This is a genomic window from Halomonas sp. BM-2019 (genome assembly GCF_017584085.1).
Genome location: NZ_CP071922.1, coordinates 2029746 through 2047423 on the forward strand (window position 1 = coordinate 2029746; position 17678 = coordinate 2047423).

General features: G+C 68.2%; 11 protein-coding genes. 6 read left to right on the forward strand and 5 right to left on the reverse strand.

Features of this window, described 5'->3' with window-relative positions:
• The 3 genes from J5F18_RS10110 to rraA all read right to left on the reverse strand — a co-directional run.
• Window positions 1-397 (reverse strand): patatin-like phospholipase family protein (locus tag J5F18_RS10110; protein WP_346302107.1); only part of this gene is annotated, 397 nt, incomplete at its 3' end.
• A gap of 69 nt (window positions 398-466) precedes the next feature.
• Complete coding sequence (locus J5F18_RS10115) at window positions 467-2344, reverse strand: glycerophosphodiester phosphodiesterase family protein (RefSeq protein ID WP_346302108.1); 1878 nt, start codon at window positions 2342-2344, stop codon at window positions 467-469.
• 95 nt (window positions 2345-2439) lie between these two features.
• Window positions 2440-2928: a ribonuclease E activity regulator RraA gene (gene rraA, locus J5F18_RS10120; protein ID WP_346302109.1), complete on the reverse strand. Its 489-nt coding sequence runs from the start codon at window positions 2926-2928 to the stop codon at window positions 2440-2442.
• A 212-nt stretch (window positions 2929-3140) separates the two neighbouring features.
• Here rraA and J5F18_RS10125 point away from each other — a divergent pair, with 212 nt between their 5' ends.
• Genes J5F18_RS10125 through J5F18_RS10135 form a run of 3 tightly spaced genes read left to right on the forward strand, consistent with a single transcriptional unit; the run spans window position 3141 to window position 9201 of the window.
• The gene (locus J5F18_RS10125; protein WP_346302110.1) at window positions 3141-7154 is read left to right on the forward strand and encodes an EAL domain-containing protein; all 4014 of its coding nucleotides are present in this window, start codon (window positions 3141-3143) and stop codon (window positions 7152-7154) included.
• A complete protein-coding gene (locus J5F18_RS10130; RefSeq protein ID WP_346302111.1) occupies window positions 7151-8611 on the forward strand; it encodes a GAF domain-containing protein in 1461 nt (486 codons plus the stop codon). Before J5F18_RS10125 ends, J5F18_RS10130 begins: the two co-directional genes overlap by 4 nt.
• 20 nt (window positions 8612-8631) lie before the next feature.
• Window positions 8632-9201 carry a biliverdin-producing heme oxygenase gene (locus J5F18_RS10135; protein ID WP_346302112.1) on the forward strand — a complete coding sequence of 190 codons (570 nt, stop codon included), beginning with the start codon at window positions 8632-8634 and terminating at the stop codon, window positions 9199-9201.
• Window positions 9202-9411: 210 nt separating this feature from the next.
• Here J5F18_RS10135 and acnB read toward each other — a convergent pair whose 3' ends face one another.
• Window positions 9412-12015: a bifunctional aconitate hydratase 2/2-methylisocitrate dehydratase gene (gene acnB / locus J5F18_RS10140; RefSeq protein WP_346302113.1), complete on the reverse strand. Its 2604-nt coding sequence runs from the start codon at window positions 12013-12015 to the stop codon at window positions 9412-9414.
• A 324-nt stretch (window positions 12016-12339) separates the two neighbouring features.
• Here acnB and J5F18_RS10145 point away from each other — a divergent pair, with 324 nt between their 5' ends.
• From J5F18_RS10145 to J5F18_RS10155, 3 genes are all read left to right on the forward strand, one after another.
• A complete protein-coding gene (locus J5F18_RS10145) occupies window positions 12340-12657 on the forward strand; it encodes a cupin domain-containing protein (protein ID WP_346302114.1) in 318 nt (105 codons plus the stop codon).
• 111 nt (window positions 12658-12768) lie between these two features.
• Window positions 12769-13539, forward strand: a complete 771-nt coding sequence (locus tag J5F18_RS10150; protein WP_346302115.1) for a metallophosphoesterase — start codon at window positions 12769-12771, stop codon at window positions 13537-13539.
• 46 nt (window positions 13540-13585) lie between these two features.
• Window positions 13586-15961 carry a DNA polymerase II gene (locus tag J5F18_RS10155; protein ID WP_346302116.1) on the forward strand — a complete coding sequence of 792 codons (2376 nt, stop codon included), beginning with the start codon at window positions 13586-13588 and terminating at the stop codon, window positions 15959-15961.
• Window positions 15962-16071: 110 nt separating this feature from the next.
• Here the strand turns inward: J5F18_RS10155 and J5F18_RS10160 are convergent, their stop codons facing one another.
• Window positions 16072-17478, reverse strand: coding sequence for a bifunctional DedA family/phosphatase PAP2 family protein (locus tag J5F18_RS10160; protein WP_346302117.1), 1407 nt, complete (start codon window positions 17476-17478; stop codon window positions 16072-16074).
• Window positions 17479-17678 lie beyond the last annotated feature (200 nt).

Below are 17678 nucleotides of genomic sequence, written 5' to 3' on the forward strand. Positions count from 1 at the left end.
GCAGGCCGGCCTCGGGGTGCTGCCAGGGCGCCAGGCCGAAGGTGGTGCCCTTGCCGGGTTCGCCGGCGCTGCCGCTGGCCCACCAGAGCAGCGACGCGCCCAGGTAGCCCCCGCCAGAGACCGTGGAGAGGTAGTCGAAGCGCTTGAGCTGGTCGGCCTCGGCCAGGGCCTGGGCGACGCCCAGGCAGAAGGTGGCCGAGCGGATGCCGCCACCGGACAGGGCCAGGCCGCTGGCCGGCGGGTGCTGCGGGTCGGGCGCTGCGAGGCCATAGGTGTTGCGTCGCCTGGCGATCTCCTCTCGCTCGGCCAGTAGGATCTCGTCGGGGAGGTGACGCGAGTCGGCCGGGGCAGTGCCGGACGAGGCCAGGTAGCCGTCGGAGGGACGCGAGGTAGCCATGGGGATCACCGCAGGGGAACGGGTCGAGTCGCTATCGCATTCAGCGTAGGCGAGATTTCCGTCCCTGCCTTACCGACGCAGCCAGTTGCGCAGCTTGATCAGCAGCAGGGCGCCGTCGCTGAGCTCGCGGCGGTCGTCCAGCAGCTCGGCGAGCAGCGCCGGGCGGTCGGTGATGATGGCATCGACCCCCAGGTCGATCAGCTGCGACATCCGCGCCCGGTCGTTGATGGTCCAGGCGTGGACCTCGTAGCCGTAGTGGCGCGCCAGGCGGATCTCGTTCTCGGTGATGCGGTTGTGGCGTAGCCCCAGGGCGTCGAAGCCGCGCCGGTCCAGGGTGCCGGGCAGGATCAGCTGGGCCAGCAGGGTCACCCTGAGCTCGGGCTCTCGGGCGCGAATCTCCTCCACCAGGGCCGCCGACATGGTGGCCAGGCGCGTCTCGCCGAACACCTCCACGTTGCCGCAGGCCTCGGCCGCCTCGGCGTCCGCGGCCTCGTCGTGGCAGGCCCGGCGCCGGGCCTCGTGGAGGGCGGCGATCACCCCCTCCACCAGGGCCACCTCGCGACCGGGGTCCGGCTTCAGGTCGATCATCAGGACGCTGCGGCCGCGCACCGCGGCCAGGGTCTCGTCGAGCCCGGGGATGCGCTCGCCCTGGAAGGCGTCGCCGAACCAGCTGCCCACGTCGAAGCTTTCGAGCTCCTCCCGGGTCAGCTCGCCGAGGTTGCGTGGATCGCCGGTGAGGCGGGTCAGGCTGCGATCGTGGAACAGTACCACCTCGTCGTCGGCGGTGAGGCGCACGTCGATCTCCACGTAGTCGGCGCCGTCCTGGATCGCCCGCTCCACGGCGGCCAGGGTGTTCTCCGGGGCGGCCATGGAGCTGCCGCGGTGGGCGATATTGGCGACCTCGTCGCGCAGCTCGAAGCTGTTGACGATCAGCCACGCCTGAGAGAGGGCGAAGGCGATCACCCCGAGCTCCAGCGCCCAGGCCAGGCGCCCCGGGTGGGCTCCCTTGGGCGGTGGCGCGGGGCGGGGCTCGCGGTGGGCCAGGCGCAGCAGGAGGCAGGCCGAGAGCAGGGCGTTGGCGGCGATCCCCACGAAGGTGATGGCCAGGGTCAGCAGTACGTAGGCGGTGAGGTAGGCCAGGGTGGCCGGCACCAGCACCGCGTTGCGCTCCGGCAGCCACCACAGCATCGGAGTGAAGAGGCGGTCGAAGAGCAGGGTGGCGAGCAGGGGCAGGGCGATGATCAGCAGCAGCAGGGCGATTACCGCCAGGGCGATGGGGCCCTTGCGGCCCCGGGTCAGGCGGTGGCTGCGCTTGAGGGCCTGCCGGGGCCAGAGCCCCTCCAGGGCCACCAGCGGCAGGGCCAGGATCCAGCGGAAGTAGAGAATCGCGGCAATGACCGCCCACGCCAGTACCAGCGGCAGGCCGATGGCCAGGAACTGCCAGAGCGCCGGGGGGCGCACCCGCTGCACGTAGTAGGGGTCCAGCCCGCCCAGGAAGGTGCCATAGAGCCAGGCGATGGCGAAGGCTGCCGGAATGAGCAGCAGCAGGTGGGCACCCACCTGTACCACCACCAGGGTGGCCAGCTGCGGCAGGCGGTGCAGGGTCCACCACAGCGCCTCGAAGGCCAGGCGCACATGGTTGTCGCGGGGGCGCGCCGCCACCAGGATCATCCCGGCTTGCTGCAGGTAGAGCACCAGGAAGGTCAGGCCCACGGCGGCCAGCAGCCAGAGCGCGCCGCCGGCGCTCATCAGGATATCGATGAGCTCGGCGTTGGTGATCACCGGGCGGCCGAACTGGCCGAGCAGCCGGGTCAGGCTCCAGGCTACCGCCGGCAGCAGCAGCAGCGAGGCCAGCAGGGTGAAGAAGAGGTGGTAGACGATCAGCGGCCGCATGTGCTCGCGCAGGGTGCGCAGCACATCGCGGCTCAGCTGCGAGAGGGCCAGCATGGGGCGCTCGGCGTGGTGGACATGGCCCTAGGGTGACACCCCAGGGCATCGGGCGGCAAGGGGGCCGCACCTCGCCCGAGGGACTAGGACGGGCCTCAGCCCTCCAGCGGCAGGCGTTCCTCGGCGATGACGACGCCGTTGTTGTCGGCATAGAGCCACTCGCCCGGGGAGATCGTCACCCCGGCGAAGGTCACCGGGATATCCCGCTGGCCTTCACCGCGCTTCTCGCTCTTGCGGGGGTGGGCGCCCAGCGCCTGAACGCCCAGCTCGGTCTCGGCCAGCACGTCCACGTCGCGCACGCAGCCGTACAGGATCACCCCGCTCCAGCCGTTGTCGGCGGCCTGCTCGGCCAGCATGTCGCCCAGCATGGCGCAGCGCTGGGAGCCGCCGGCGTCCACCACCAGCACCGCGCCATCCCCCGGCTCGGCCACCGCCTCCTTGACCCGGGAGTTGTCCTCGAAGCACTTCACGGTGCGCACCGGCCCGCAGAAGGCCTCACGGCCGCCGAAGTTGACGAAGATCGGGTCCAGGACCCTGACCTCGGGGTGGGCGTCGCAGATATCCGGGGTGATGATATGGCTCATGGGGTCCTTCCTCGATCGCAGAGAGCGGAGCCTGGATGATGGCACAGTCCCGACTGCGGGGCAGGTCGGCTTTGGTGGCAGAGCTTCCGTGACCCTGAGCAAAGGCGACCTTGTTAGCGGTTTGTTTCCGAGCGCCAAGACAGTAGGCTTGCGGGGCCTGTACCAGTGAACTGATCGATGTATGCCTACTCCGTGATCCCGAGGCCATCTCCATGAGCTTAGCGAACGACGACCTCCCCGAGCCGATTCCTGCTGCCGCAGAGGGGAGCGCTAAACGAGGTGCGGCGCGGGCCCCGGGGACGCTGGCGGAACTCGCCTGGCGCAAGGGCTGGGCGACCGACGAACAGTCGGCAGGTGCGGTGTCGGAATGGCTGCTCGAGCAGCTCAAGAACCGACACCAGATCGATTTTTCCGGCTACAAGCCTGGCACGTTGCTGCGACGCCTGCAGCGCCGGCTGGAGGTCTGCGGCGTCGACGACCTGGACAGGTATCAGGCACTGATCGAGCGTTCGACGGAAGAGCTCGATTCGCTGGCTCGGGATATCCTGGTCTCGGTCACGGCCTTCTTTCGCGATCGGCACGCCTTCGAGGCGCTGCGATCCTATGTGCGGGAGATCTGTCAACGCTGCCGACAGCGGGGACGCGATGCTCGGATCTGGGTGGCCGGCTGTGCCACCGGCGAGGAGGCCTACTCCCTCGCCATACTCTTCGACGAGGCGTGCCGTGACGATCCGCAGCCGCCGGGCATCCAGATATTCGCCACCGATCTCGACGACGAGGCGCTGGCCGTGGCGCGCCGCGGGCACTATCCGGCGTCGGCGCTGGAAGGCCTCGCACCGGAACGCTTGAACCGCTATTTCCGACCGACCCGCGGCGGCTACGACGTCAGCAAGCGCTTGCGCGACATGATCGTGTTCGCACACCACAACCTGGTGAATGACCCGCCATTTCTGCGGCTGGACTTGGTCAGCTGCCGCAACTTGCTGATCTATTTCGATGGCGATCTGCAGGCCAGGGTGCTCAAGCGGTTCCATTTTGCCCTGCACAAGCAGGGGGTGCTCTTTCTCGGTCGCAACGAGAACGTCAGTCAGGCAGAAACACTTTTTCTGCCGCTCGATCGCCGTGAGCGGCTGTTCCGCAAGCAGGGCGATCCGCAGGTAGTGCCCCCGGCCGACGGGGTTTCCCATCCGGTCCTGGCCCCTAGGCGGCGCGAGGATCTGCAGGTGCAGCAGCTTCTCGACGGGGTAGTGGCACAGCAGGGGGTGACCGTGGCGCTATGCGATGCCGACGGTCGCGTGCTGCACACTGCCGGTGATGTCGAGCGCTTTTTCCAGTTTCCTCGCGGGCGTGCCGACGCGGGCATCGCCGAGGTTCTTGACGTGGCGTTCCGCGCCGAACTGCTCTCGATGCTGCACCGGATCCATCGGGAGCCGACGCCCCAGATAGGGCGTCGGCGCGACTTCGATACCGCCGCCTGGCGGCTGGTGGTGTGCCCGCTCCTGGAGAGCGACGACCTTCAGCTGCTGGTGATGATCGAGCCCTGGAACAGTCCGGCAGAAGTGAGTGTTTCGGCGGGGGGGAAGCCTCGTGAGGGGGCCGAAGAGGAGCTGCTGGCCACCCGCGAGCATCTGCAGTCACTGGTCGAGGAGCTCGCCACGGCCAACGAGGAGATGCATGCCCTCAACGAGAAAGCCCAGGCTGCCAACGAGGGGCTCCAGGCCGTTAACGAGGAGCTGGAGGCGGCCAACGAGGAGCTGCAGGTCACCAACGAGGAACTGATGAGCCTCAACGAGGAGCTCAGCCTGAAGTCCATCCAACTGCAACGGCTCAACGAAGAATACACCCACCTATACGATGCCTTGGAGTTCCCTGTTCTGGTGTTTGACGCCGACTCTCACCTGAGGCGCTTCAATGTCTCGGCCAGTCGTCGCTTCAACCTGCGCACCTCGGCCTTGCAGCAGCATGTCGGTCGATTGACGTTTCCTGCCAGCCTGGGCGATCTCGAGGGCCACCTGGCCCGATCCCTGGCCCACGGAGAGCCGCAAGAGTCGCTGATTCGCGGCGAAGGGCGAGTGATGCAGATCGCTGTCACCCCGGGGATGAATGACCAGGGCGAGGTGGAGCTGCTGGTGGTCAGCCTGGTGGATATGACCGAGATCAGCCAGGCGCAGTCGGCCCTCGAGGACTCCCGTGCCCAGCTCGACACCCTGATGGCCAATACCACGCTCCTGCTGGCAATGAAGGATCTCACCGGTCATTATCGCTATGCCAATCCGAGATTTCTCGACGCGTTCGGGTTCACTCAGACCGACATCAGGGGGCGCAGCGATTTCGAGCTCTTTCCCGAGTCCTTTGCCGCGGACAACTGGGCCTGCGATCTCGAGGCATTGCGCCACCCGCAGGTAGTGACCGCCGAGCACTGCCTGCCCGGCGAATCGCCACGGGTCTTTCGCACCCTGCATCAGGTCGTGCGCAACGCCGAGGGTATTCCCCAGGTGATCATCACCGAAGCCGAAGATATCACCCTGAGCAAGCAGGCCGAACGGCAGCTGCGCATTGCCGCCAAGGTCTTCGAGCACGCCGGCGAGGCGATTGTGGTGACCGACCACGCCGCCCGTATTCAGTCGGTGAACGAGGCGTTCACGCGAATCACCGGCTATCCGGCCGAGGAGGCGCTGGGGCGCAATATCGGGAGGTTGTTGAAATCCGGCAAGGCCGATCAGGCCTTCTACGAGGCCATGTGGGATTCCCTGAACGAGCGCGGCTTCTGGCAGGGCGAGATCCTGAACAGGCGCAAGAACGGCGAACTCTATCCCGAGTGGATGACCATCAATCGTATCGAGGGCAGCGAGGAGGAAGAGCTCCACTTCGTAGCGGTGTTCACCGATATTTCCAACCTCAAGGCGTCACAGCGGCAGGCCGAGTATCTCGCTACCCACGATGCGTTGACCGGCCTGCCCAATCGCACCCTCTTCTACGATCATCTGGATCTGGCCATGGCCCAGGCGCGCCGCCATGACAGCATGGTGGCGCTGATGTTTCTGGATCTGGACAACTTCAAGTCGATCAACGACACCCTGGGCCATGACGTGGGCGACGAATTGCTGGTGCAGGTGGCCGCCCGCCTGCGGGATACGCTGCGTCAGCTGGACACCCTGGCGCGACTGGGCGGCGATGAATTCACCTTGATCCTGGCTGATGCCACCTTAGAGGGTGCCGAGTCTATCGCCAGTCGCCTCGTCGAGGAGCTGACGCGGCCCTTTATCGTGCGTGAGCATTCGTTGTTCGTCTCGGCAAGTATCGGCCTGGCCTTTTTCCCCGATGACGGCCATGACGCCTCGGCGCTGACCAAGGCAGCCGATACGGCCATGTACCGAGCCAAGGAGAACGGGCGCAACCGCGTCGAGGTGTTCAAGCCCGAACTGCAGGCGCGGATGGTGAAGCAAGCGAAGCTGGAGCATGCCATGCGTGAGGCTCTGTTGCACGACCGCTTCCGGGTGGTGTTCCAGCCCAAGTTCACTTGCACCGAACGGCCGCTTATCGCGGGGGCCGAGGCGCTGCTGCGCTGGTATGACCCCGAGCTCGGAGAGGTGAGTCCGGGCGAGTTCATTCCCGTCGCCGAGGCGACGGGCCTGATCCAGGAGATCGACCGCCGGGTGGTCCAGTTGGCCACGGCACACCTTGCCGGTTGGCTGGCGGCCGGTATTGCGGTGCCACCGGTGGCGATCAATGTCTCGGCACGCAGTTTCCAGGAAGAGCGCTTCCTGACCCATCTTTTCGAGCGCCTTGAGCGCTTCGGCGTGCCCCACGAGCTGATCCAGGTGGAGATCACCGAGCGGACCCTGGTGGAGCGGACCAGCACGGCCCTGGGGAATATAGAGAAGCTGCGCGAGGCGGGGGTACTGCTCTCCATCGATGATTTCGGTACCGGCTATTCATCGCTGAGCTACCTCAAGCGCTTGCCGCTGGCCGAGCTGAAGATCGACAAGAGCTTCGTCGACGGGCTGGGCGGACGCGAAAGAAACGACGAGGCCATTGCCCAGGCGATTCTCGGCATGGCGGCGGCGCTGGGTATCCGCACCGTGGCCGAGGGCGTCGAGACCGCCGAACAGTGCGCCTGGCTAATCGAACACGGCTGCGATTTCCTGCAGGGCTTTCTGCTGTCACGGCCGCTGGAAGTGAATGATTTCCTTGAGTTGTTGAGCGAGGCGGACGAGCAGAGATGACGAACACTCGCGGATTCATCGAGCAGTGCGAGCGCGAGGCGCTGCACCTGTCCGGGGCGATCCAGCCCCATGGCGCCTTGCTAGTTGTCGGTCCTGATGGCCGGGTGACACACGCTTCGCGCAATCTCGAGGCGCTGCTGGGGTTTTGCCCCGAGGACCTTCTGGGTCAGGCACTGTCCTTGCCCCTGGCCAAGCCCCTGCGCCGGCTCGAGCCGCTGGCCGGGGCTCGCCTGACGGTCGCGCATCTCGACGGCCTGAGGACCGATCTGGCGATGCAAGCGTCGCGCAACGCCTCCGGACAGGTGATCCTCGAACTGCTGCAGCCAGGCGATGTCTCGGAGCCGCCGCTCGACGCCATTCCGCCACCCATGGTCGCGATTCACTCGGATGACGAACTCGACGAGAGGCGTCAGGCCTTGGTGGAGCGCATCGCCGCCCTCAGCGGCTTCGACCGGGTGCTCTTCTATCGCTTTCTGCCCAATGGCGACGGCGAGGTGCTGGTCGAAGCCTTGGGCGAAGGCGCTCGCGGGCGCTACCTGGGCCTGCGCTTTCCTGCCAGCGACGTTCCCCAGGTCGCTCGGGCACTCTATGTGCAGAACCCTTGGCGCAGCATCCCGGATGCTGCTGCCGAGTCAGTGCCGCTGGTGGGGCAGGGCGGTAGCCCGCCGGACCTTTCCCTGGCCGATCTACGCAGCCTGTCACCGGTGCATCGTCTCTATCTGCACAACATGGGGGTAGCCGCGGCAGTCTCCTTTCCGCTGGCCATCGGCGGCGAGCTGACCGCGCTGATCTCTTGCCATGCTGCCAGTCCGCGGCGACTGTCACTGCCCATGCTTGAGCTGCTGTCCCGGGACGTTGTGGCCCATGGGCTGGCCGAGAAGGAGTATCGGGCGCGTACTCGGTTGGCTCTGCTGGCTGGCTTCGAGCGCCGCTTCAGTGGCTTGCGTGTCGGGAAAGCGGCGCCGGGTGGTCTCCGCCGGGCCTGGCCCGAGCTGGGCCGCTGGCTGATGGCGGAGTTCGAGGCCGACGGGGCCATGCTGTGTCGCGACGGCGAGGCACTTGGCGAGGGGCTAAGCCTGGAGCCCGAGGCGCTGTCAGCCGTGGAGCGCTGGTGTGAAGGGGATGGCGTGATCACCCGCATCAGCGATCACCTGGTGGGCGACTGCCCGGATATGCCGCTCTCGGAGGTGTCCGGGTTGCTGGCCATATCGGTGCTCACCCGCGACGGTGAACGGCTGCGTTGCTATCTGTGCCGTGGTGAAGTCGTCCAGGAGGTGGCCTGGGGTGGCAATCCCGACAAGCCGGCCGAGCTTCACTCTGGCCCGATCCCCCTGGCGCCGCGCCGCTCCTTCGAGACGTGGGTCGAGACCCGGCTGGGACACAGCCGCCCCTGGACCGATCGGGACCGGCTCAAGCTGCTCAAGCTTCGGCTGCTGTTGCAGTCGACCGCACTGTGATCCGGGCGGCGCGGCAACACTTGGCGAAGCGGCTGCGTGACGGCACCCGTGGGGCTCATCATGCCCTGGATCACCACCCGCACCTGCAGCGGCTGATTCGTCCGGGGCTGACCCCTGCCGGCTATGGGGCTTCGCTGCTGGCGCTTTACGCCCCCCATGCCGGGCTCGAGCAGGGCGTGGCCGAAGGGGTGGCGCGCCTGGGGCTGGGGGAGCCGTCGCCGTCGCGGCTGGCGCGGCTGCAGGCCGATCTCGAGGCGCTAGGGTTGGCGGCGCCAGTGTTCACGCCGGTCCGTTTGTTGCCGGTGGCCACGACTGCTGCCGAACTGGTCGGTCAGCGCTATGTGCTGGAAGGCTCGCGCCTGGGAAGCCAGGTCATCGTTCGCCTGGTGCGCGGCGCCCTGGGCCCGGCGGCGCCTCTGGGGTTCTTCTCCACGCCGGCGCCGGAGCGGCACTGGCACGACTTTCTCGCCTTCGCCGAGCACAACTGTCCGTCTGACCAGCACGACATGGCCCTGGCCGCCGCCCAGGCGACCTTCGATGCCTTCTTGGCAAGCCTGGACAGAACGCCTTTGAACCTCGGAACAGCCTGATGGGGTTGCTCAGCTAGGCGACCCCAGCGAGGTAAGGAGGATACGGGAATCCCGGTTCGGTTCCGTGGCCCGGCGGGGAGTAGGCGGGTGCGACAACGAAAAAAGCGCCCCCGGAGGGGCGCTTCTGTCATCGGCTCAGGCCGCCGCGGGGGCGGCCATTCGATGGTGCGAGCATCGGAGTCGAAGCTGAGGATATCAGAATAGCGGGAATCAGGCTTCCTGGGCGACCGGAATCACGTTGGAAGCGGCGTTCTGATACTCCTCGATCTCGTGGAAGTTCATGTAACGATAGATCTCGCCGGCCATGGCGTCGAACTCGCTCATGTAGCGGCGGTACTCGTCGACGCTGGGCAGGCGACCTTCCACGGCGGCTACGGCCGCCAGTTCCGCGGAGGCGAGGTAGACGTTGGCACCGTCGCCGAGGCGGTTCGGGAAGTTGCGGGTCGAGGTGGAGACCACGGTGCTCTTGGCAGCGACGCGGGCCTGGTTACCCATGCACAGCGAGCAGCCCGGCATCTCCATGCGCGCGCCGGCGCGGCCGTAGATCCCGTAGTAGCCCTCTTCGGTCAGCTGGTGCTGGTCCATCTTGGTGGGCGGGGCCAGCCACAGGCGGGTCTTCAGGCTGCCGGCCGGCTGCTTCTCGAGCAGCTTGCCTGCGGCGCGGAAGTGGCCGATGTTGGTCATGCAGGAGCCGATGAAGACCTCGTCGATCTTCTCGCCGGCCACGTCAGACAGCAGGCGGGCGTCGTCCGGATCGTTCGGGGCGCACAGCACCGGCTCCTTGAGCGCCTCGAGGTCGATCTCGATCACCTCGGCGTACTCGGCGTCCTTGTCGGCGCGCATCAGGCTCGGGTTGGCCAGCCACTCCTCCATGGCCAGGATGCGACGGCTGATGGTGCGCTCGTCACCGTAGCCGTTGGCGATCATCCACTTGAGCAGGGTGATGTTGGACTTCAGGTACTCGGCGACGCTCTCCTCGGACAGCGTGATGGTGCAGCCCGCGGCGGAGCGCTCGGCGGAGGCGTCGGAGAGCTCGAAGGCCTGCTCCACGGTGAGATCCTCGAGGCCCTCGATCTCCAGCACGCGACCGGAGAAGGCATTCTTCTTGCCGGACTTCTCGACGGTCAGCAGGCCCTGCTGGATGGCGTAGTAGGGGATGGCGTGGACCAGGTCACGCAGGGTGACACCGGGCTGACGCTTGCCCTTGAAGCGCACCAGCACGGACTCCGGCATGTCCAGCGGCATCACGCCGGTAGCAGCGGCGAAGGCCACCAGGCCAGAGCCGGCCGGGAAGGAGATGCCCAGCGGGAAGCGGGTGTGGGAGTCGCCGCCGGTGCCCACGGTGTCGGGCAGCAGCATGCGGTTCAGCCAGCTGTGGATGATGCCGTCGCCCGGACGCAGGGAGACGCCGCCGCGGTTCATGATGAAGTCGGGCAGGGTGTGGTGGGTGTTGACGTCCACCGGCTTCGGGTAGGCGGCGGTGTGGCAGAAGGACTGCATCACCAGGTCGGCCTGGAAGCCGAGGCAGGCGAGGTCCTTGAGCTCGTCACGGGTCATCGGACCGGTGGTGTCCTGGGAGCCCACGGTGGTCATCTTCGGCTCGCAGTACATGCCCGGGCGTACGCCGTCCATGCCGCAGGCCTTGCCGACCATCTTCTGGGCCAGGGTGAAGCCGCGGCCGGTGTCGGCGGGCTGCTCGGGCAGGCGGAAGACGTCGGAGGCGGGCAGGCCCAGGGACTCGCGCGCCTTGGTGGTCAGGCCGCGGCCGATGATCAGCGGGATACGGCCGCCGGCGCGAACCTCATCCAGGATCACCTGGGTCTTGAGCTCGAAGGTGCTGATGACCTCGTCGGTGCCGTGCTGGCACACCTTGCCATCAAAGGGGTAGACGTCGATGATGTCGCCCATCTCGAGCTTGGAGACGTCCATTTCCACGGGCAGGGCGCCGGAATCTTCCATGGTGTTGAAGAAGATCGGGGCGATCTTGCCGCCGAAGCAGAAGCCGCCGGCGCGCTTGTTGGGCACGTTGGGGATGTCGTCGCCGAAGAACCACAGCACGGAGTTGGTGGCGGACTTGCGCGAGGAGCCGGTGCCGACCACGTCGCCCACGTAGGCGACCGGGAAGCCCTTGGCCTTCACTTCCTCGATCTGCTTGAGCGGGCCGGTGGTGCCGGGCACCTCGGGCTTGATACCGTCACGCTCGTTCTTGAGCATGGCGTTGGCGTGCACCGGGATATCCGGGCGCGACCAGGCGTCGGGAGCCGGGGAGAGATCGTCGGTGTTGGTCTCGCCGGGCACCTTGAAGACGGTGAGGGTGATCTTCTCGTCCAGGGCGGGCTTGGCGAGGAACCACTCCGCCTCGGCCCAGGACTGCATGACGTCCTTGGCCACGGCATTGCCGGCCTTGGCGCGCTCCTCCACGTCGTGGAAGGCGTCGAACATCAGCAGGGTGTGCTTGAGCTGCTCACCGGCTTCCTTGGCCAGCTCGCCGTCGTCCAGCAGCGCCACCAGGGTGGCGATGTTGTAGCCGCCCTGCATGGTGCCCAGCAGCTTGACTGCATGGACCTTGTCGATCAGCGGGGACTCGGCCTCGCCCTTGGCGATGGCGGTGAGGAAACCGGCCTTCACGTAGGCGGCCTCGTCAACACCCGGCGGAACGCGGTTGGTGATCAGGTCGAGGATGAACTCCTCTTCACCGGCCGGCGGGTTCTTCAGCAGCTCGACCAGCGCGGCGACCTGCTCGGCAGTCAGGGGCTTCGGCGGGACGCCCTCGGCGGCGCGTTCTTCGACATGTTGGCGATAGGCTTCAAGCACGTTGGGGCCCTCATTGCTGGTGGGGCCAGAGTGACGCGGCGCGGCACAATCCTCGCCGGAACAAGCCTCTGGCGCGAGAGATCAGGGGCGATAAACCCCTGTCCTGAGTGGCCGCGATTCTACGCGAGACTGTCGACAATGTTAAGCAAGCCCCGTCCCGGCGGGCCTAGCACTTTGGTCGGCGGCATGTCGGTCCGGCTACACGCCGGCGAGGAAAACCCAGGATAAAGAAGCCCCGCGAGATGCCTGTTAAGTTGACATCCTCCCCTCCCTCAACGTCTTCTGGACGTTGCCGCGCATGATCGCCCATATCGAGGAGCCGTCGTGATAAGCAACCTGTTCGAGGGAATTCCCGACCGCCTGCCCGAGGAGCGCTTCGATGAGCTCCTGAGCGCCGAGTCGGTGACGGTGGAGCGTATCGTCTCCCGCGGCCATACCTCGCCCGAGACCGGCTGGTACGACCAGCCGCGCCACGAGTGGGTGCTGGTGCTGAAGGGCCGCGGCGTGGTGGCCTTCGAGGACGGCGAGTCGGTCACCCTGGGCCCGGGGGACCACCTGCGGATTCCGGCCCACCGCCGCCACCGGGTCGCCTGGACCGACCCGGACGAGGCGACGGTCTGGCTGGCGGTGCACTACGACTGAGCAGATCGGCGACAGGGAGGCAAGCCCTGGCAGAGGCGCTGACCGGGTGGTGGTCTTCCCCCGGACCGTGCATCACACTGGTCCGAACGGCTCGCTGCAAGGACACCGACGATGCGCCTGAGGATTCTCTCGGACCTGCACCTGGAACACTTCGACACCCCGCGGGAGCTGCCGGAGGTCCGCGCCGATGCGGTGATCCTGGCCGGCGATATTCATGCCGGTACGCGGGGCCTCGGCTGGGCGGCGGAGCGCTTCGCGGGCACGCCGGTGCTCTATGTGCCCGGCAACCACGAGTTCTACGGCACCTGCATGCCCGACCTGCGCCGGGAGCTGGCCGGTGAGGCCGCACGGCTGGGCATCCAGCTGCTGGACAATCGCACCCTGACCCTCGGCGGTGTACGTTTCCACGGCACGACCCTATGGACCGATTTCGACCTCTATGCTGACCAGCCCGATCACGACCCGGCGCTGACCGAGGCCAGGGCGCTGGCCCTGATGCCGGATTTCCGTATCATCGAGCAGCCGGAAGGGGCGGTGTTCACCCCGGCCGAGAGCCGGCGCCTGCATGCCGAGGCGCTCGCCTGGCTTGCGGCGGAGCTGGCGGTGCCCTTCGGCGGCCCCCGGGTGGTGATCAGCCACCATGCGCCCCTGGGCGAGTGCATTCCGCCTCGCTACCGCGGCGACGCCCTGTCGCCGGCCTTCGCCTCCCATCTGCCGCAGCTGATGGGCGGGGTGGATCTCTGGGTCCACGGCCATGTGCACGAGCCGGTGGACCTCGAGGCGGGCGGCACCCGCGTGGTCGCCAACCCCGGCGGCTATCCCGGCGAGTTCGACCCGCCGCTGTTCGCACCTGACCTGATCCTGGAGATCCCGACCCCATGACGCTGCTGATCGCGCTCTATCGGCTGGCGGGCCTCGGGTAGCCCCCTTGTCGAGTCGCCACGGCTTTATCCTGACCCGGCACTGGGAGGAGACCCCCCTGGGCACCGAGGTCTCCCTGTGGCTGGCCACCGACGAGGGGCCCCTTCGGGCGCGCCTGCCGGTGCAGCCCGCGGTGGCCTTCCTGCCCGCCGAGCAGCGGGAGGCGGCCGAGGCGCTGCTGGCCGGCGAGCCCGGCGTGACGCTGCGCGAGCTGGCCCTGCGCGACTTCCACCACCGCCCCGTGCTCGGCCTCTACTGCGGGCAGTACCGCCAGCTGCAGCGGCTCGAGCGGCGCCTGGGGGAGGCCGGGCTCACGCTTTACGAGGCCGATATCCGTCCCCCGGAGCGCTACCTGATGGAGCGCTTCATCACTGCGCCGGTAGCAGTGACCGGAACACCGGACGGGGAGGGCGGCCTGGTGGCGGCCCGCCTGCGCCCGGCCCCGGACTACCGCCCGCGGCTGCGCACGGTGTCGCTGGACATCGAGACCAGCGCCCGGGGCGAGCTCTACTCCATCGCCCTTCAGGGGTGCGGGCAGCGCCGGGTCTATATGCTGGGGCCGCCCAACGGCGGGCAGGGCGGACTCGACTTCACGCTTGTGTACTGCGCCAGCCGCGCCGAGCTGCTCCGGCGGCTCAACGCCTGGTTCGCCGAGCATGATCCCGACGCCATCATCGGCTGGAACCTGGTGCAGTTCGACCTGCGAATATTGCGCGAGCACGCCGAGCGGCTGGGCGTGCCGCTCAGGCTGGGGCGCGGCGGCAGCGAGCTCGAGTGGCGCGCCCACGGCCACCAGCCCAACCACTTCTTCGCCTCGGCTCCCGGGCGGCTGATCCTCGACGGCATCGAGGCGCTGCGCTCGGCCACCTGGCACTTCCCCTCCTTCAGCCTGGAGAGCGTGGCCCGGGAACTGCTGGGCGAGGGCAAGGCGATCGACAACCCCTACCAGCGCCTGGACGAGATCCTGCGCCTGTTCGCCGAGGACAAGCCGGCGCTGGCCCGCTACAACCTCAAGGATTGCGAGCTGGTGACGCGGATCTTTGCCAAGGCCGAGCTGCTGGCCTTCCTGCTCGAGCGGGCCACGGTGACCGGACTGCCCGCGGATCGCAGCGGCGGCTCGGTGGCCGCCTTCACCCACCTCTACCTGCCTCGGCTGCACCGCCTGGGCCTGGTGGCGCCGAGCCTCGGCCAGGGGGAGGACGCCGAGAGCCCCGGCGGCTTCGTCATGGACTCCCGCCCCGGCCTCTACGACTCGGTGCTGGTCCTGGACTTCAAGAGCCTCTACCCCTCGATCATCCGCAGTTTCCTGATCGACCCGGCGGGGCTGGTGGAGGGGCTCGCCGACCCGTCGGACGCCGCCTCGGTGCCAGGCTTTCGCGGCGCGCGCTTCTCGCGCACCCGCCACGCCCTACCGGCCATCGTCGAGGAGGTGTGGGCCGGGCGCGAGGCGGCCAAGCGCGCCGGCAATGCGCCGCTCTCCCAGGCGCTCAAGATCATCATGAACAGTTTCTACGGGGTGCTGGGCTCCAAGGGGTGCCGCTTCTTCGATGCCCGGCTCGCCTCCTCGATCACCATGCGCGGCCACGCCATCATGGCCCGCACCCGTGAGCTGATCGAGGGGGAGGGGGTTACCGTTATCTATGGCGATACCGACTCCACGTTCGTCTGGCTGGGGCGCCCCTGCGAGGAAGCGGAGGCCGCGGTCATCGGCCGGCGGCTGGTGGCCCGGGTCAACGCCTGGTGGCGCGATCACCTGGCCCAGGACTATGGCCTGGAGAGCGCCCTGGAGCTGCAGTTCGAGACCCACTACCGGCGCTTTCTGATGCCCACCATCCGCGGCGCCGAGGCGGGCAGCAAGAAGCGCTACGCGGGGCTGGTACAGGACGCGGATGGCAGCGAGCGGCTGGTGTTCAAGGGGCTCGAGACGGTGCGCACCGACTGGACGGAGCTCGCCAAGCAATTCCAGCAGGAACTCTACCGGCGGGTCTTCACCGGCGAGCCCTGGCGGGACTATGTGCGCGACTACGTGCAGGCCTTCCTCGCGCGCGCCCGCTCCGGGGAATTCGATGAGCGGCTGGTCTATCGCAAGCGGCTGCGCCGGCGCCTGGAGGACTACCGTCGCAACGTGCCGCCCCACGTGCGGGCGGCGAGGCTCGCCGATGCGGAGAACGACCGCCTGGGCCGGCCGCGCCAGTACCAGCAGGGCGGCTGGATCCGCTACGTGATGACCCTGGCCGGCCCCGAGCCCCTGGAGGCCCACCGCTCGCCCATCGACTCCGACCACTACCTGACCCGCCAGCTCCAGCCGGTGGCCGATGCGATCCTGCCCTTCGTGGGCGACGACTTCGCCACCCTGATCGATCGTCAGCTGGGGCTGTTCTGAACGAGACTGCCCAGGGCTGGGCAGGATACCGCGGTGGAATCGTGACTGGCGAGGCGCTCGGCCTTCGCTGCCTTCCTGCCCCGGACGAGGCCCGCTGGCGTCACGCTCCCTCAGGCCGGCGGCAGCCAGGCGATGCGGGCGGCCAGCAGCAGCAGCGAGGCGAGGACCAGCCGGCCCCAGGGAGACGGCGTGAGGGGGCGGTGGGAGAAGCGGTGGTAGCTGATATGCACCAGGGCGCAGGTGGCCAGGCCCAGCAGGGCACCGCCGATCAGGTCGGTGGCCCAGTTCGCGCCCAGCACCAACTGGGAGAGGGCGATGGGGACGCAGAGGGCGATGGCCCCCCAGTAGGCCCGAAAGCGCTGGCGGGGTGGCAGCTCCTGGGCGAGGAAGGCGGAGGCCAGGCCGAAGAGCACCACCGCCGCCGAGGTGTGCGAGCTGGGGTAGGCCAGGGAGTCGATCAGGGGGTCGGCCGTCGCCGGCCGCTCGCGTTCTGCCAGATGCTTGAACAGGGTGTTGGCCGACGCGATGCCGATCAGCGCCGAGGCGAAGTGGGCGAAGGCCGAGACGTGACCTGCCAGCAGCAGCCAGGCGCCCCAGGGCAGCACCAGGGCGATCACTCCGTAGCGGTCGCTCGTCTGGGCCAGGCCCAGGGCGAGGCTATCCAGCAGCGGGAGATCGACCAGTGCGAAGAGCGCCTGGATCTGACGGTCCATGGGCAGGGGGCCCTCGGCCTGGAGCACCAGCAGGGTCCACAGGCTCAGCGCGGCCAGGCTGAGGATCAGCAGGGTCATCGAGCCCAGCGGCACGCCGGCGCGGGGGCGGCTGGCGCGCAGCGACGCCCAGACGCGGTGGCTCCAGTCACGACGCTGGGCGAGCCGGGCCAGGGCCTGGTACCAGCGCCCCTCGTGGGCGAGCTGGTGGCGCAGCCAGGAGAAGCTCAGCCCCAGCAACAGGATGAGGGCGGCCAGGCTGAGCAGCCAGCGCGGCAGGCCGGGGGGCACCGTGAGCAGCTGCTGCCAGGTGTGGCCCAGCAGGTAGCCGGGCAGCACATAGGTTGGGGCCCAGAGCAGCGCCGAGACCAGGCTGGCCCAGGCGAAGCGGGTGGCCGGCATGTGCAGCATGCCGGCGATCATCGGCACGATGGGGCGCACCGGGCCGACGAAGCGGGCGAAGATCACCGACAGGCTGCCGTAGCGCTGGAAGAAGCGCGCGCCGCGCGCCAGCCAGTCTGGATGACGGGTAAAGGGCCACAGCCGGTGAATGCGCTCGCGCTGGGTATAGCCCAGGGCGAAGCTCAGGCCATCGGCGATCAGCGCGCCGACCAGGGCCACCAGCAGCACCAGGGTCACGGCCAGGTCCTGATGGCCGGCCAGCGAGGCGACGGCGGTCATCAGCAGCAGGCCGGGCACCACCAGGCCGATCAGGGCCAGGCACTGCAGCAGCGCGACCGCGGCGATGATCAGCAGCAGCAGGGGAGGGGACGGTGTGAGCTGATACAGCCAGTCGAGATAGTGCATGGTGACGATTCCCTCGGCGCCGGCCCGGGGGCGCGCTACCTGATGCCGACCCTGGCGGGCCTGGGCGAGGTCCTGTCGCTTCCTGGCCCCTCAGGCAAAGGGTACACCGGGCGGCGCGGCACGGTCGGCGGGCTGTCGGGAATGCCGCCCGAACTGCAGCTCGGCCAGGTGGCGGTAGAGTGGGCTCGATTCGAGCAGTT

Bases quoted from the DNA above. Each gene is read 5' to 3' on its own strand.
- J5F18_RS10125 (WP_346302110.1), top strand. From the start codon at position 3,141: ATGAGCTTAGCGAACGACGACCTCCCCGAGCCGATTCCTGCTGCCGCA.
- J5F18_RS10115 (WP_346302108.1), bottom strand. From the start codon at position 2,344: ATGCTGGCCCTCTCGCAGCTGAGCCGCGATGTGCTGCGCACCCTGCGC.
- J5F18_RS10130 (WP_346302111.1), top strand. From the start codon at position 7,151: ATGACGAACACTCGCGGATTCATCGAGCAGTGCGAGCGCGAGGCGCTG.
- J5F18_RS10160 (WP_346302117.1), bottom strand. From the start codon at position 17,478: ATGCACTATCTCGACTGGCTGTATCAGCTCACACCGTCCCCTCCCCTG.
- J5F18_RS10150 (WP_346302115.1), top strand. From the start codon at position 12,769: ATGCGCCTGAGGATTCTCTCGGACCTGCACCTGGAACACTTCGACACC.
- rraA (WP_346302109.1), bottom strand. From the start codon at position 2,928: ATGAGCCATATCATCACCCCGGATATCTGCGACGCCCACCCCGAGGTC.